Annotated in this window: 14 protein-coding genes; 6 read left to right on the forward strand and 8 right to left on the reverse strand. The window is 74.0% G+C overall.

Annotated features, from left to right (window positions below; all coding sequences use genetic code 11):
- The 3 genes from ACTHMS_RS00005 to ACTHMS_RS00015 all read right to left on the reverse strand — a co-directional run.
- On the reverse strand, positions 1-437 hold a 437-nt coding region (locus tag ACTHMS_RS00005; RefSeq protein WP_440304621.1), incomplete at its 3' end, for a class I SAM-dependent methyltransferase.
- Entirely contained in the window at positions 431-1,696 is a 1,266-nt protein-coding gene (locus ACTHMS_RS00010; protein WP_440304634.1) for a glycosyltransferase family 4 protein, read from the reverse strand. The genes ACTHMS_RS00010 and ACTHMS_RS00005, both read right to left, overlap by 7 nt.
- Positions 1,697-1,822: 126 nt before the next feature.
- On the reverse strand, positions 1,823-2,986 hold the full coding sequence (locus ACTHMS_RS00015; RefSeq protein ID WP_440304622.1) for a PAS domain-containing protein: 1,164 nt from the start codon (positions 2,984-2,986) through the stop codon (positions 1,823-1,825).
- Between the two features lie 99 nt (positions 2,987-3,085).
- Between ACTHMS_RS00015 and ACTHMS_RS00020 the strand changes: the two genes are divergently transcribed.
- Positions 3,086-3,841, forward strand: coding sequence for an ABC transporter ATP-binding protein (locus ACTHMS_RS00020; protein ID WP_440304623.1), 756 nt, complete (start codon positions 3,086-3,088; stop codon positions 3,839-3,841).
- Positions 3,838-4,557, forward strand: a complete 720-nt coding sequence (locus ACTHMS_RS00025) for an ABC transporter permease (protein ID WP_440304624.1) — start codon at positions 3,838-3,840, stop codon at positions 4,555-4,557. The genes ACTHMS_RS00020 and ACTHMS_RS00025 overlap by 4 nt, the downstream gene beginning before the upstream one ends.
- 10 nt (positions 4,558-4,567) lie before the next feature.
- Here ACTHMS_RS00025 and ACTHMS_RS00030 read toward each other — a convergent pair whose 3' ends face one another.
- Both ACTHMS_RS00030 and ACTHMS_RS00035 read right to left on the reverse strand, forming a co-directional pair.
- Positions 4,568-5,551 carry an Acg family FMN-binding oxidoreductase gene (locus tag ACTHMS_RS00030; RefSeq protein ID WP_440304625.1) on the reverse strand — a complete coding sequence of 328 codons (984 nt, stop codon included), beginning with the start codon at positions 5,549-5,551 and terminating at the stop codon, positions 4,568-4,570.
- Positions 5,548-6,258: a hypothetical protein gene (locus ACTHMS_RS00035; RefSeq protein ID WP_440304626.1), complete on the reverse strand. Its 711-nt coding sequence runs from the start codon at positions 6,256-6,258 to the stop codon at positions 5,548-5,550. The genes ACTHMS_RS00030 and ACTHMS_RS00035 overlap by 4 nt, the downstream gene beginning before the upstream one ends.
- Before the next feature lie 162 nt (positions 6,259-6,420).
- Between ACTHMS_RS00035 and ACTHMS_RS00040 the strand changes: the two genes are divergently transcribed.
- Positions 6,421-9,255: a PAS domain S-box protein gene (locus tag ACTHMS_RS00040; protein ID WP_440304627.1), complete on the forward strand. Its 2,835-nt coding sequence runs from the start codon at positions 6,421-6,423 to the stop codon at positions 9,253-9,255.
- Between the two features lie 116 nt (positions 9,256-9,371).
- Positions 9,372-10,025 carry a response regulator gene (locus ACTHMS_RS00045; RefSeq protein ID WP_440304628.1) on the forward strand — a complete coding sequence of 218 codons (654 nt, stop codon included), beginning with the start codon at positions 9,372-9,374 and terminating at the stop codon, positions 10,023-10,025.
- A gap of 14 nt (positions 10,026-10,039) precedes the next feature.
- On the opposite strand, the gene ACTHMS_RS00050 is transcribed toward ACTHMS_RS00045, so the two are convergent.
- On the reverse strand, positions 10,040-11,437 hold the full coding sequence (locus ACTHMS_RS00050) for a PAS domain-containing sensor histidine kinase (RefSeq protein WP_440304629.1): 1,398 nt from the start codon (positions 11,435-11,437) through the stop codon (positions 10,040-10,042).
- Positions 11,438-11,511: 74 nt separating this feature from the next.
- Positions 11,512-12,384, reverse strand: a complete 873-nt coding sequence (locus ACTHMS_RS00055) for a universal stress protein (RefSeq protein WP_440304630.1) — start codon at positions 12,382-12,384, stop codon at positions 11,512-11,514.
- A 304-nt stretch (positions 12,385-12,688) separates the two neighbouring features.
- On the opposite strand from ACTHMS_RS00055, the gene ACTHMS_RS00060 reads away from it, so the two are divergent.
- The gene (locus ACTHMS_RS00060) at positions 12,689-12,883 is read left to right on the forward strand and encodes a hypothetical protein (protein WP_440304631.1); all 195 of its coding nucleotides are present in this window, start codon (positions 12,689-12,691) and stop codon (positions 12,881-12,883) included.
- 9 nt (positions 12,884-12,892) lie between these two features.
- Here ACTHMS_RS00060 and ACTHMS_RS00065 read toward each other — a convergent pair whose 3' ends face one another.
- Positions 12,893-13,558 carry a response regulator gene (locus ACTHMS_RS00065; RefSeq protein ID WP_440304632.1) on the reverse strand — a complete coding sequence of 222 codons (666 nt, stop codon included), beginning with the start codon at positions 13,556-13,558 and terminating at the stop codon, positions 12,893-12,895.
- A 179-nt stretch (positions 13,559-13,737) separates the two neighbouring features.
- On the opposite strand from ACTHMS_RS00065, the gene ACTHMS_RS00070 reads away from it, so the two are divergent.
- Positions 13,738-14,115: wax ester/triacylglycerol synthase domain-containing protein (locus ACTHMS_RS00070; protein ID WP_440304633.1), on the forward strand; the 378-nt coding region annotated here is incomplete at its 3' end.

The following is a 14,115-nucleotide window of genomic DNA, read 5'->3' on the forward strand; positions in this document are numbered from 1 at the left end:
TGCCCGCCCTCGACCTCGTGGTAGGCGTCCGACAGCGTCCAGCAGACCTGCTCGGTCCAGCGCCGCGGCACGCTCACCGCGACGCGGCCGCCCGGGCGGGTGACGCGCACGAGCTCCGAGATCACCCGCCGGTCGTCGGGGATGTGCTCGAGGATCTCGGACGCCACCACGCTGTCGAAGTGCCCGTCGTCGAAGGGCAGGTGGTGTGCGTCGGCGTTGAGCGTGACCGGGCCGGACGGCGGCTTGATCTCGCCCGCCTCGGCCATCGCCGCGACCATCTCCTCGATGCCGTGCAGGTCGTCAGCGTTCTGGTCGAGGGCGACGACGTCGGCGCCGAGCCGCAGCGCGGCGTACGTGTGCCGCCCCGCGCCGCAGCCGAGATCGAGCAGGCGGTCACCCTCGGCCCCACCGAGCCGGTCGAAGTCGATGGTCAGCATGCGGCGTCCTGCCTGTCGGAACGAGCACTGGCGCGGTGGAAGCGGGCGATCTCGGCCCGGTAGACCTCGGCGGTGGCACGCGCGGTCGACTCCCAGCTGAGCCGCTCGACGGCACGGGCGCGGGCCGCGACGCCCATGGCCGCACGCCGCTCCGGCGCCTGCAGCAGGTCGGCGAGGGCACGCGCCAGCGCGGCCGGGTCGCCCGGCGGCACGAGCACCGCGGCCGACCCATCGCGGCCGACGACCTCCGGCAGCGCGCCCGCGTCGGCCGCGATGACCGGCGTGCCCGACGCCATGGCCTCGGCCGCCGGCAGCGAGAACCCCTCGTACAGCGAGGGCACGACGAGCACCTCCGCGGACGCGAGCAGGTTCGCCACCTCGTCGTCGCTGATGCCCTTCACGAACTGGACACGCCACCCGATGCCGAGCTCGGCGATGAGCGTCTCGGTGGGGCCGCCGGGGTTGTGCCGCCCGACCACGACGAGCTGCGCGTCGACCTCCGGCGGCACCAGGTGCAGCGCGCGCAGCAGCACGTCGAGCCCCTTGAGCGGCACGTCGGCGCTGCACACCGCGACGACGCGGCCGGGCACCTTCGGCAGGCCGGGGCGGAAGCGCTCGATGTCGACGCCGATCGGGATCGACACCAACTGCTCGGCGCGCAGCCCGAACTCGCGCGCGGCGTCGTCGACGCTGTTCTGCGACGGCGCGATCATGATCGGGAACTGCCGCGCGACCCGCGTCTGATGGCCGAGGAAGCCGTACCAGCGCCACAGCGTCGGCTTCTTGCGCAGCGGCGCGGCGGCCAGTGCCAGCCGGCGGTCGACGGTGATCGGGTGGTGCATGGTGCCGACCAGCGGCAGCCCGTGCCCGGCCAGCCGCAGCAGCGCTGGGCCGAAGGTCTGGTTGTCGTGCACGACGTCGAACTCGGCAGCGCGGGCGGCGAGCAGCGGCACCACCCGGCGCGAGAACGTGCGCGGCTCGCCGAAGCCGGCGGTGCACATGATCGCGTACTCGAGCACGTCGTCGCGGGTGCGGAACTCGCGCAGCCTCGGCCGCCGGAACGGGTCGGCGTCGTCGTAGAGGTCGAGGCTCGGCACCTCGGTGAGCCGCACGCCGTCGGTGAGCTCGGGGTACGGCGGGCCCGAGAACACCTCGACGGTGTGGCCGAGCCCGACGAGCGCCTGGGACAGGTGGCGGACGTAGACACCCTGGCCCCCGCAGTGCGGTTTGCTCCGGTACGACGTCAGCGCGATCCGCAGCGGCTCGTCCACCCTCATCCGGCCCCCGGTCGGTGCGCAAAGATCCCGAAAATGCGCATCATATGTGGCGCTCCCGGCGCGTCCGGAGGCGGTACGCCGGCGTCCCGTCGCCGGCCGACGGGGCGATCAGGTCGTGGCGGTGCCCGCCAGCTCGTCGGCGAGCGCGCGGTAGTCGACCCGCGTCCCCTTCTCGATGTACTTGTGCGCACCGAGGTCGATCACCCGCTGCGCCACCGAGCCCTCACCGAAGCCGGACAGCACCACGACGCGCACGTTCGGCACCCGTTCCAGCAGCAGCGGCAGCGCCTGGTAGCCGTCCATCACCGGCATGGCGAGGTCGAGGAAGACGACGTCCGGACGCGTGGCGATGGCCAGTTCCAGGGCCTCGGCGCCGTCGACGGCCTCCCCCACGATCTCGAACCTGCGGGTGCGCGCGAGCATCCGAACGATGGCGTTGCGGATGTCGTCGTCGTCGTCGACCAGCAGCGCGCGCAGGGGCGGCGGGTCGTCCGGCTCGGCACCGGTGCCCTGGCCGCCGCCCGCGGCGGGCGGGCCGGGCAGCGGGTCGCTCGACGCGGTGTCGCGCACGAGGTCGCCCGGGCGCAGCTCGTCGCCCCCGACCGGATGCAGCCAGTCGTCGATGAGCCCGCGCGCGGCGGTGAGGGTGCGGTCGACCAGCTGCATCGCGTGCTCCGGGTCGTCGATCTGCAGTGCGTACGCCGCCGCGGCGAGCCCCTGCACGACCGTGTCGTTGATCTGCAGGGCCTGCCGCCGGCGCACCTGCACCTCGCGCAGCGCCGCCGCCGCCTCCTCGCTGCGCTGCTCGGCACGCACGCGTTCGGTGACGTCGACGCAGGTGCCGCGCATGCGCACGGGGGTGCCGCCCTCGTCCTGGATGACCTGCCCGTTCGACTCGAGATACCGGATCTCGCCGTCGGGCCGGACGATCCGCTCGAGCATGTGGTACGGCTCGCCGGTCGCGTACGCACGCTGGTGGATCGCACGGACCTTCTCGCGGTCGTCCGGGTGGATCCGGGACAGGAACGCCTCGTACGACGGCTCGAAGCTGCCGGGTTCGTAGCCGTAGATGCGGAACAGCTGGTCCGACCAGCGGTTCACATCGGTGGCGATGTGCCAGTCGTAGTCGCCCATGTTGGCCAGGCGCTGGGCGTTGTCGTTGCGCTCGGTGAGATCGGCCAGGTCGCGCGCGAGCGACGCCGCCTGGTCGGGCGGCGGGGCGGGCGGCGGGGCGGGCGGCGAGGCGGTTGCGGGGTCCGACGCCGGGGTCACCGCCCCATCGTCGTGCCGGTTCAGGGCACTCGACACGGACGAAGGTCCCGTCGCGGGTGTCGGCCCGGTCGACCGACCGGCGCGGCGTACGGTCGGCCGGTGGTCGAGATCCGCGCCTTGCGGGTGCGCCGCGGCGGCACCGAGATCCTGCACGGCATCGACACCCGCTTCGCGCCCGGGCGGGTGACCGCACTCGTGGGCCCGAGCGGAGGCGGCAAGACCACCCTGCTGCGCTGCATCGTCGGTACGCAGCGCATCACGAGCGGCTCGGTCACCGTCGACGGCCGCCCGGCCGGATCGCCGGCGTTGCGCAGGGTGATCGGTTATGCGTCGCAGCAGGCCTCGGTCTACGACGACCTCACCGTGACCGAGAACCTGCGCTACTTCGCCACCGCCATCGGCACCGACCGCGCCGAGACCGAGCGCGTGCTGGCCGTCGTCGACCTGGTGCCGCACGCCCACCGGCTCGTCGACCGGCTGTCCGGCGGCGAGCGGTCGCGGGTGTCGCTGGCCGTCGCGCTGCTCGGCCGGCCCCGGCTGCTGGTGCTCGACGAGCCGACCGTCGGGCTCGACCCCGTGCTGCGCGAGCAGCTGTGGTCGCTGTTCCACCGCCTCGCGGTCGGGGGCACGACATTGCTTGTCTCGACCCACGTGATGGACGAGGCCCGCCGGGCCGACGACCTGGTGCTGTTGCGCGACGGCGACGTGCTCGTGCGGTCGACGCCGCACCAGGTGTTGCGGGACACCGGCGCCGACGACCTGGACGGCGCGTTCCTGCGGCTCGTCCGGGGCGCAGGAAACGGCGCAGACGACGCAGACGGCGCAGCCGACGACGCAGGCAGCGACCCGACATGATCGTCGCGACGACACAACGGGTGTTGCGGCAACTGCGCCACGACCCCCGCACCGTGGTGCTCATGGTCGTGGTGCCGAGCGTGCTCATGGTGCTGCTGCGTTACGTGCTCGACAGCGCCCGCGTCTTCGCCGTGACCGCTCCTGCCCTGCTCGGCTTCTTCCCGTTCCTGCTGATGTTCCTGGTGACCTCGGTGACGACGCTGCGCGAGCGCACGTCGGGGACGCTCGAGCGGCTGCTCACCACGCCCGCGCGCAAGCTCGACCTGCTGCTGGGCTACGGCGCGGCCTTCGCCCTCGTCGCCGTCGTGCAGGTCGGCCTCGCCGTCGCCGTGTCGGGTGGGCTCGGCCTCGACCTCGGCGGCGCCCTGGGCCCGCTGCTGCTGGTCGGCCTGCTGGACGCGCTGCTGGGGGTGGCGCTCGGCCTGTTCGCCTCGTCGTTCGCCCGTACCGAGTTCCAGGCCGTGCAGTTCATGCCGGTGGTCGTGCTCCCCCAGCTGCTGACGTGCGGCCTGTTCCAGCACCGTGACCAGATGGCGACCGTGCTGCAGTGGCTGTCCGACGTCCTGCCGCTCACCTACGCCGTCGAGGCCCTGCAGCGCTCGGTGGCACCCGCCGGCGCCGACGCCGTCTACTGGCGTGACGCCGGCATCCTGCTCGGCGCGACGCTCGTGGCGGTGGCCCTCGCCGCGGCCACCCTGCGCCGGCAGACCCCCTGAGCGCCGGCCGTCACCGCGCCTCGACCACCACGTCCGACCACGGCCGGCGCAGCGACATCGGCGACACCGGCGCGCGCCCGACCCGCACGAGCACCACGGGCGACCAGTCCAGCCGCAGCTCCTGCGCCAGCTGGGCGCGGGCAGGCGCGACCTCGACGACCTGCGTGAGCGGGCCCATCGCAAGGCCCCGGCTCGTCGCCTCGAGCCACATCCGCTCGAGCGCCTCCCCCGCCCGCAGCCAGCCGAGCGGGGTGTCGCTGCGGGTACCGAGCAGCAGCAGGCACTGGTGCCGCGACGACTCGGTGCGGCTCGGCAGCCACCCCGCACCCGAGCTGTCGAAGTCGCGGATCGGGATCTCGTCCTGGGCGCTGCCGTCGACATGCGGCACCGCCATGGCCTGCACACCGTCGCGCCGGGTCGGGTCGCTCGTGGTCCACCGGCGCAGCTCGCTGCGGTAGGCGGGGTCGAGCAGCTGTACCGAGTCGGCGCGCTGGCTGAGCCGCGCGACCGTGACGCGGTCCTCCTCGCGCGTGATGGGGAACAGGATCGACCCCTCGGCCTCGACGCCGGCCGCGAGCGCGTCGACGACGTCCTCGGGCACGGGCGTGTCCTCGAAGCGGCGCCGGTTGGTCTGCCGGGTGCTGATCCAGTGGTCGAAGCGCGCGATGTCGGTCTCCACCGGCGTCCCGGCGGGCCAGGTGACGCGGGCGACGACGTCGTCCGGCCCGTCGAGCCGCTCGACCCGCGTGCCGACGCCGTCGGCCGCCAGTGCGGCGCGCAGGTTGAACAGGGCACAGCCGAGGCTGACCGCCAGCTGGCGTCCGTGCGGGTCGAGCGCGGCGAGGTGCCGGGTGCGGTCGGCGACGAGCTCGATCCGGTCGGCGCGCAGCACGAACTGCCACGGTTGGGTGTTGTGCACCGAGGGTGCGAGGGCCGCGTGGTGGGCGGCACGGTGCAGGGCGCGGTCGAGGTCGACGTCGGTTCCGGTGCTCATCGGGCTCTCCTTCGTTGGTCCTGCGGCGCCTCGGGGACGGGTCGGGTGATCACCGACGGCAGGGCGTACTCGCGGCCGACCACGACGACCGGCGCGTCCAGCTGCGTGGCCAGGCGCGCGGTCGCTCGACCGCGTCGCGACCAGCGCGCATGCCGGCCGGTGCAGTACCGCCCCACCACGACGACGTGCGCGTCGGCGGCCTGCGCGACGAGCGTCCGGCGGACGCGTCCGCGCGCGACGACGGCGGTGACGGGCACGTCCGGGTTCCACTGCCGGGCGAAGCCGATCAGCACCTCGATGCGGTCACGCGGCGGCCGGCGTCGGCCGGACGCGTGCACGACGCGGATCGGACGGCCCGTCTGCTGCGCATAGCGTGCGGCGAACAGCAGCACCGGCAGCGCGCGGGGGTCCGACGGCACGGCCACCACCACGGGGCGGCCGTCGTCCCAGGTCGCGTCATCGGCGGTTGCGCCGATCAGCACGGTGGGGCAACGGACCCGGTCGAGCACCGCCGGGTCGTCGGCACGCAGCACGAGCAACTGCGCGTCCTGCGATGCGGCCACGGCGCCGTCGGCGGCGACGTGCTCCGCGTCCTGGACGACGGTGTGCAGCACGGCGCCGGAGGCCGCCGAGAACCGACGGGCCCACTCGACGGCCGCCGGCCCACCGGCAGCGGCCACGCGGGGCGTGGCGCCGGTCTGCCTCATGGCCCCTCCCGAGCGCTGCGGATCGGCCTGTCCGGCCGGGTTGCAGCGAGCCTGACGCGCGCGCGAGCACGCGTCCCAGGGCCGTCTGGGGGGTCGATGGCAGTGCTGCACACGGGACGAAGGACTCAGGGGTCGGGCGCCCGCGGATGTCACGCTGCAGGGGTGGAGGCCGCCCGCACGGTCTCGTCGGGCCCGGGCGGTGCGCCTGTCGCGCACGACGAGCAGTTCCGGCTGCTCTTCGAGCACTCGCCAATCGGCATCGCCCTGCTCGACCTCGACGGCCGGTGGGTCGACGTCAACGACGCGGTGCACCGCATCACCGGGTGGACGCGCGACGAGCTGCTCGCCCGCGACCTCCGGTCGATCACCCATGCCGACGACCTCGCCGCCGATGAGGCCCAGGCGGCACGGCTCGTCGCGGGCGAGATCGACGACTACCGGCTGGTGAAGCGGTACGTGCGCCCGGACGGCACGGACGCCTGGGTGTTGCTCAGCATGGCCCTCGTGCGCAACGGCGACGGCGCCACCCGCTACGCCCTCGCGCAGATCGTGGACATCGACGCCGAGGTGCGCGGGGTGCAGGAACGGGCCGCCGCGGCCGAGCGCGAGCGCGAGGAGCGCGCGACCCTCGAGGGCATCATCGCGCTGCAGCAGCAGACCGCCGCCGCGCCGCCCGACCGCGACACCATGCTGCAGCTCGTGCTCGACTCCACCCTCGCGCTGCTCGGGCGCGCCGAGGGCGCCGCGGTCGCGGTCCGCGACGACGACGGCGGCTTCGTGCACGTGGCGGCCGGCGGCACGCTCGAGCGGTTCGGTTCCCTCCGGCTCGACCGGGACGCGTCCCTGGCAGGTCTCGCGTTCACCACACGCAGCCTGGTGTGGAGCGACGACACCGAGACCGATCCCCGGGCGCAGCATGCCGTCTCGCGCGAGGTCGGCGTGCGGTCGTTGATCGTGGCGCCGGTGCTCGCCGACGACGCGGCGTTGGGCACGTTGATCGTCGTGAACGCACGACCCGCCGCCTTCCACGACAGTGATCGGCCGATGGCGATGCTGCTGGCCAACTGTCTGTCGACCGCGCTGCGTCAGGCCGAGGACACCGCGCACATCCAGCGGCTGCTCGTGTCCGCGCGCCGGACGAACGCCGCGCTGCGGGCCAGCGAGGAACGCTTCCGGCTCGCCTTCGCCCGCAACCCGCTCGGCATGATCGTGAGCGGGATCGACCCGGACGGGCCCCGCCGCCGCCGCGTCAACGCCGCCATGGCCCGGATCACCGGCTGGTCGGTCGACGAGCTCGAGACCTGCGCCGACAGCGCGTACGTGCACCCCGACGACCGGCCCGGCTTCGAGCAGCGGATCGCTGCCCTGCGCCACGGCGCCACCCCCGATCACGAGGCCGTGACGGTGCGCATGCTGCACCGCGACGGCCGGCTGCTGCATCTGCGCCTGCACGTCGGTGCGGTGCGCGACGACGACCAGCGCGTCACCGGCCTGGTCATGATCGTCGAGGACATGACGGCGGAGCTCGCCGCCCGGCGCGAGCTGGCGGAGCGGGCCCGACTGCTCGAACTGGCGCGGGACGCGATCGTCGTGACCGACCTCGACGGCCACATCCGGTATTGGAACCCGGGCGCCGAGCGCATGTACCGCTGGCCCGCCGACGCGGTGCTGGGGCGGCACATCGACAAGCTGCTGGTCACCCGCTGGAACGAGGGCTGGGACGCGGACTCGGTGCGCGCCCATCTCATGGCCAACGACAGCTGGGAGGGCGAACTGACCCACCTGCAGGCCGACGGGCGTCGCGTCGTCGTCCTCACCCGCAAGGCGTTGCAGCGTGACGACGCCGGTCGGTGCACCGGCATCTTGAGCATCAACTCCGACATCACGGCGCGCCGTGCGGCCGAGTCGCGGTTGCGGGCGAGCGAGGCGCTGTTCCGGTCGCAGTTCGAGCACAGCGGCGTGGGGCAGGCGATCCGCGATCTGGGCGACCGCGTCGAATCGGCCAACCCGGCGCTCGCCGCGCTGGTCGGCGTGGCCTCGGCGGCCGACCTCGTCGGCCGACCGGTCTCGTCCTTCGCCCCTGACGACCCGGCGTCGCTCGGACGCACCGAGCGCGCCGATCTCGTCACCGGCGCCCTCGACACCCTCACCGGCGAGACGACCCTGGGTCGCGCCGACGGTGGTGAGGTCGACGTGCAGTACACGATCTCGGTGTTGCGCAACGACGCCGGCGAGCCGCAGCGGCTCATCGCCGGGTACCAGGACATCAGCGACCGCCGCGCGGCCGAACGTGCACGCGACGAGGCCGCAGCCGCCCTGCAGCAGCGCAACGACGACCTCGAGCGCATCAACCGGCTCACCACCGACCTCATCGGGGTGGTCGGACACGACATCAACAACCCGCTCACCGTCATGCTGGCGACGGCCGAGATGGCCGCGACCGACTGGGCCGACGCACCGGCCGAGTACCGCGACTTCGTCGAGCTCGTCCGGCGCAACGGGCAACGCCTCGAGGGCACCGTCCGCGAGGCGTTGAGCATGGTGACCATCGAGGCGGGCCGGCTCATCGCCCGGCCGGAACCGGTGCGGCTCGCCGAGCGACTCGGTGAGCTCGCGTGCTCGGCGGTGCCGCCGGCGGCGCTCGTCTGCGCCGACGACGTCGTCGCCCGGGTACAGCCCGAACATCTCGACCAGATGGTCGCGAACCTGCTCACCAACGCCGGTCGGCACGGCGCAACACCCGTTGAGATCAGGGTGCGCCGGCTCGACGACCGGGTCGAGATCGCGGTCGTCGACCACGGGCCCGGCGTCCCCGAGGACGCGCTCGAGCGGCTCTTCACCCGCCTCGAGCGCGACGAGCGCACCGGGACGCGCACGAAGGGCACCGGCCTCGGCCTGTACATCGTGCGGCAGCTGGCCCGCGCCAACGGCGGCGAGGCCGAGCACCGCCCGACACCGGGCGGCGGCGCGACCTTCGTCGTCTCCCTCCCTGTCTGAGCGGGTTCGTCCGTCGGCCGAGAGATTGCCCGAACCGGTACCGCCCCTGGCCGAAGGTCCCTTCAGACTATCTCGGCGTGATGCCACAGTGAAGCCGAGACGGCGGAGGTGACGGCATGTCCGACGACGACTCCGCCGGCACGGTGCCCCAGAGCACCGGCGCGGAGGGGCGGCGGGCGCGGATCCGCCTGTTCCTGCTGGACGACCACGAGATCGTGCGGGCGGGTCTGGCCGACCTGCTGCGCACGGTGGGACCGTTCGAGATCGTCGGTGAGGCCGGGACGGTGGCGCAGGCCCGCGAGGGCATCCTGGCGACCGTGCCGGACATCGCCGTCCTCGACGTCCGGCTGCCGGACGGCAGCGGCATCGACCTCTGCCGCCAGCTGCGCTCACTCGCGCCCGAAGTGCGCTCGGTGCTGCTGACCTCGTTCGAGGAGACCGACGCCGCGGCCGCCGCCGTCATCGCCGGCGCCTACGGGTACTTCCTCAAGGAGGTGCACGTCAGCGACCTCGCCGAGGTGCTGCAGCGGGTCATCGACGGCGAGCGGGTCTTCGACCCCATCGTCGTCGAGCGGGCGCTCGACGCGCTGCGGGGCGACCCGTTGCGCGACCAGGGCGGACGCGAACTGTCCGAGCGCGAACAGCTCGTCCGCGACCTGCTGCTCGCCGGCCTCACCGACCGCGAGATCGCGGCACGGCTGCAGGTGCCCGAGCGCACCGCCCGCATCCTCGTCGCCGACGTGCTGGCGCGGGTGCTGTCGGGCGCCTGACGGGCGCACCCGCGTCAGCGGATGGGCACCGACCAGGTGATCGTCGTGCCGGTACCGGCTGCGGTGTCGATCGTGCACGTGCCGCCGAGCTCCTCCGCACGTGCGGCGATGTTGGCCAGGCCGCTGCGGTGACCGGTCTCATCGATGCCGATGCCGTCGTCGCTGACGGCCACGCGCAGCGCGCCGGCGTCGGCGTGCACCCGCACACGTGCCTCGCGCGCCTGGGCGTGCTTGGCGATGTTCGCCAGCCCCTCCCGCACCACTGCGGCGGCCGCCTCGCTGATGTCGTCGGTGACGACGATGTCGACGGGCCCGCGGAAGTCGAAGGTGGGTCGATGCCCCAGGGCCTCGGTCATCTCGGTGCCGATGTCGAGCAGGCGGGCGCGCAACGAGGCGACGTCGCCGGGCTTGCGGCGGATGGTGAAGATGCTGGTGCGGATCTCGCGAACCGCCATGTCCAGCTCACCGATGGCCTTGGTGACGCGGGCCGCGGCCGGGTCGTCGGGGTCGATGGTGGTCGCGAGCGCCTGCAGCCCCATGCCGGCCGCGAAGATGCGCTGGATCACCAGATCGTGCAGGTCGCGGGCGATCCGCTCACGGTCGGCGAGCACCTGCCGGTCGGTCTCGGCGGCGGCCAGGCGGGCCTGGATGCGCAGCCGCTCGGACTGGTCGCGTACGACCTCGCACCACCCGAGGAACGCGCCGAGCGGGTCGCGCATCGCCGAGACGGTGATCGCCACCGGCACCTCGCTGCCGTCGCGATGGCGACGCGCGGTGTCGAACAGCGTCACGCCCTCGCCGTTGCGCACCCGCTCGTACAGCTCCTGGGTCTCGTCCCGCAGCCGGTCGGGCACGAGCTCGAGCGCGTCGTGCCCGACGATCTCGGCCGGCCCGTAGCCGAGCAGCACCTCCGCCGCCGGGTTCCAGCTGTCGATGCGCCGCTGTGCCGTCGCCGACAGCATCGCCGCGTCGGACGACCGCACCAGCGCCGCGAGCCGCGCCGCGGCGCGGTCGCGCTGCCGCTGCTCGGTCATGTCGCGGACGACGGCGATCACCACCGGCGAGCCGTCGACCGTCGGCAGCACCGAGAGGCTGATGTCGACGGGGAACGTCGTGCCGTCGCGCCGCGCCGCCTCGAGCGACAGGCCGGCGCCCATCGGGCGGGTGTGCGGCGCGGAGAGGAAGCCGTCGCGCTGCCGCCGGTGCACCTCGTGCAGTTCGGCCGGCACGAGCGCCTCGATCGGCTGCCCGACCAGGTCGTCCGGCGACCAGCCGAACAGGTCGGCGGCCCGCGCGTTGATCCGGTCGATCCGGCCGCCCCGGCCGACGACGACGACGGCGTCGGGACTCAGCAGCAGGAAGGGATCGAGCGCGCTCACGTCCGCGATCGGCTCTGCGGGCGGCACCGGCATGCGCACCACCGTAGGCCACGGCACGTCGGTCGAAACAGTACGAGCACCGCTGGACGCCGCGTGGATCGGCGCCGTCACGACCGCGCGAGCAGGCCGTCGTCGACGTGGGCGAGGAACGGCACGACGGCGAGCGGGCACTGCGACTGGTGCAGCAGCCAGGCCGCGACCGGGCCCAGGTGCGGCAGGGCCGCGTCCTCGTCCCGGCGCGTTCCCACGACCATGAGCGAGGCGTCCCGGCTGGCGGCCTCGAGCGCGCTGAACGGGTACGCCGAGCTGATCGCGCCGCTCACCGCGACGTCGGGGAACTCCTGCCGGGCGATCCGCAGCACGTGCTCGAGCTCCACCCGCGCCGCCGACTCGAGGATGTCGAGGCCGTTCATGCCGCCGGTGAGCCCGTACCCGTGGCCACCGGCCGCCCAGCTCTCGGCCGTGACGGCCCGCACGACTCGCAGCGGCACGCCGCGGCGCCGTGCCTCCGTCGCCGCGAAGCGCAGGGCGGCGAGGCCGCCACCGGTGTGGGCGGCACCGACGATCACCGGTCCGTTCGGGGCCTGCGCCGCGTGCCCGACGGTCACGACCGGGCCGCGGGCGTGGGCCGCGACGTGCTGGCTGACCGAGCCGAGCACGAAGCCGCGCAGCCGTCCCGTGCGGTGCGTGCCGACCACCACCACCGCGGCGTCCTGGCTGAGGTCGGCCAGCACGGCGGCCGCGTCGCCCGTCACCGCCTGGAACTCGGTGCGCACGTCCGGGGCGACGGCGCTCGCCACCGCCAGCATCGACGCGACGGGGGCCGGGTCCGATGCCGCGTCGTCGGTCGCGGGCCCGGACGCGTGCACCACCAGCAGGCCGACGTCGCGCAGCTGCGCCTCACGCGCGGCGAACCGCAGCGCGTCGAGCGCGACCTCCGAGTCGTCGACACCGACGACGACTCGCCCCGATGCGGTCATGGCCACTCCAGCTGACGTGCGAACAGGTCTCGTCCCATCGTTCGTCGCCACGCCGCCCAAGATCAGGGACGGTTGGAGGGGACAGGTCCTGCCGGTGTCCCGCCTCCGGGCAGGCAGTGCGCACACCGGGCAAACCGCTCCATGGCCGCGATTCGGGACCAAGGTCCGCCCCAACGGCCCTGCCGCGCCGGCTCCCGGGCGGGCAAGGTCCTGACCGACGCGACCGTCCCGGACGGTGGAGTTCGACGGCCGCGAGGGGTAGGAACGGTGCACCGGGTCGGTCAGCACCGGGAGGGGAAGCAGCATGGGTCGCCACGAGCGTCACGCCGCAAAGGAGTCGGCCACGGGATCGGTGCGCGTCGTCACGGACGCGCGCGGACGCACGGACCTGCGCATCACCGGGCCGTTCTACGACGTCCCAGCACGTCCGGCCGCCGTCCGCCGCCGCCCGCGCGGCACCACCCGTTCGGCCCTGCGGCTGATCGGCCTCGCGCACTGAGCCCAGGGCTCAGCCGTGCTCGTGCAGGATCGCCGCGTACACCGCGGCCTGCGACCGTCGCTCCATGCCCAGCTTGGCGAGCACGCTCGACACGTAGTTCTTGATCGTCTTGTCGGACAGGAACAGCCGCTGCCCGATCTCCTTGTTCGTCAACCCCTCGGCCATGAGGTCGAGCACCTCGCGTTCGCGCTCGGTGAGGGCGTCCAGCGTGTCCTGGTCCGGGTTGCCGGCCTGCAGCCGGGTCATCACCCGGGCGAGCAGTTCGGGTGAGATGAGCGACCGGCCCCGCGCGACCTGGCGCACGGAGTCGATGACGTCGAACGAGACGAGGTCCTTGAGCACGTAGCCCGACGCGCCTGCCAGCACCGACGCGAAGGTCGCACCCTCGTCGTCGAACGAGGTGAAGACCAGGCAGCGGGTGGCCGGCAGGGCGGCGCGGATGTCGCGGCACAGGTCGACGCCGCTGCCGTCGGGCAGGTGCACGTCCAGGATCGCGACGTCGGGCCGGGTCGCCAGCACGCGGGCGAGCGCGTCGGCGACGGTGCCGGCCTCGCCGACCACCTCGAAGTCGTCGACCGTCGACAGCATGTCGGCGAGCCCGCGACGCACGATCTCGTGGTCGTCGACCAGGAAGATGCGCACCGGGTCGACGGCCGGGGGCGGCGGGACGGACACAGGACCTCCTGGGCGTCGGGTCGTTCTCCGGCGAGCGTAGGCACCGGACGTGAGGTCGTCCCAGGGTCCGAGGCGACGACCTCACCGGGACTTCCGCCGGGCCGGGTCCCGGAGTCGGCAGGGCGCCGATGACCGAAGGTCCCGTGCGGCGGGGTGGTCCACGCGCGCACGCTCGAGGGGTGACCGACGGGGCGGCTGTCGAGGGGCGCCGCCCCGGGTACCCGCCCGCCCCACCGCAGGGCCTCGTCGCCGTCCTCGACGGGCCGGCACCGACGACCGCGGCGCTCGCGCGGCGCTACGCCGAGCGGCTGCCCGCCGCGCCGGCCCTACGGCGCAGTGCGCACGGCTGGGAGGGGTCCGTCCTCCCCGCGGCCGACGTCGAATTCGGTGGACGGTTGCACCACGTGCGACTGCCGTCCCCGGGCTGCGACGCCCAGCTCGAGGCGCTGGTCGCGCGGGTGCTCACGACGCGGCTCGCCGGAGCGTCGCCGCCGTGGCGGACGTGGCTGGTCGACGGCCTCGCCGGGGGCCGCTGGGCGCTGGTGTGCGTCTTCGCC

It is taken from the genome of Jatrophihabitans sp. (assembly GCF_051960575.1).
Lineage (GTDB): Bacteria > Actinomycetota > Actinomycetes > Mycobacteriales > Jatrophihabitantaceae > JBQCEE01.

Coding starts and splice junctions, on each gene's coding strand:
- ACTHMS_RS00045 (WP_440304628.1), top strand. CDS start 9,372: ATGTCCGACGACGACTCCGCCGGCACGGTGCCCCAGAGCACCGGCGCG.
- ACTHMS_RS00030 (WP_440304625.1), bottom strand. CDS start 5,551: ATGAGCACCGGAACCGACGTCGACCTCGACCGCGCCCTGCACCGTGCC.
- ACTHMS_RS00055 (WP_440304630.1), bottom strand. CDS start 12,384: ATGACCGCATCGGGGCGAGTCGTCGTCGGTGTCGACGACTCGGAGGTC.
- ACTHMS_RS00035 (WP_440304626.1), bottom strand. CDS start 6,258: ATGAGGCAGACCGGCGCCACGCCCCGCGTGGCCGCTGCCGGTGGGCCG.
- ACTHMS_RS00025 (WP_440304624.1), top strand. CDS start 3,838: ATGATCGTCGCGACGACACAACGGGTGTTGCGGCAACTGCGCCACGAC.
- ACTHMS_RS00060 (WP_440304631.1), top strand. CDS start 12,689: ATGGGTCGCCACGAGCGTCACGCCGCAAAGGAGTCGGCCACGGGATCG.
- ACTHMS_RS00050 (WP_440304629.1), bottom strand. CDS start 11,437: ATGCCGGTGCCGCCCGCAGAGCCGATCGCGGACGTGAGCGCGCTCGAT.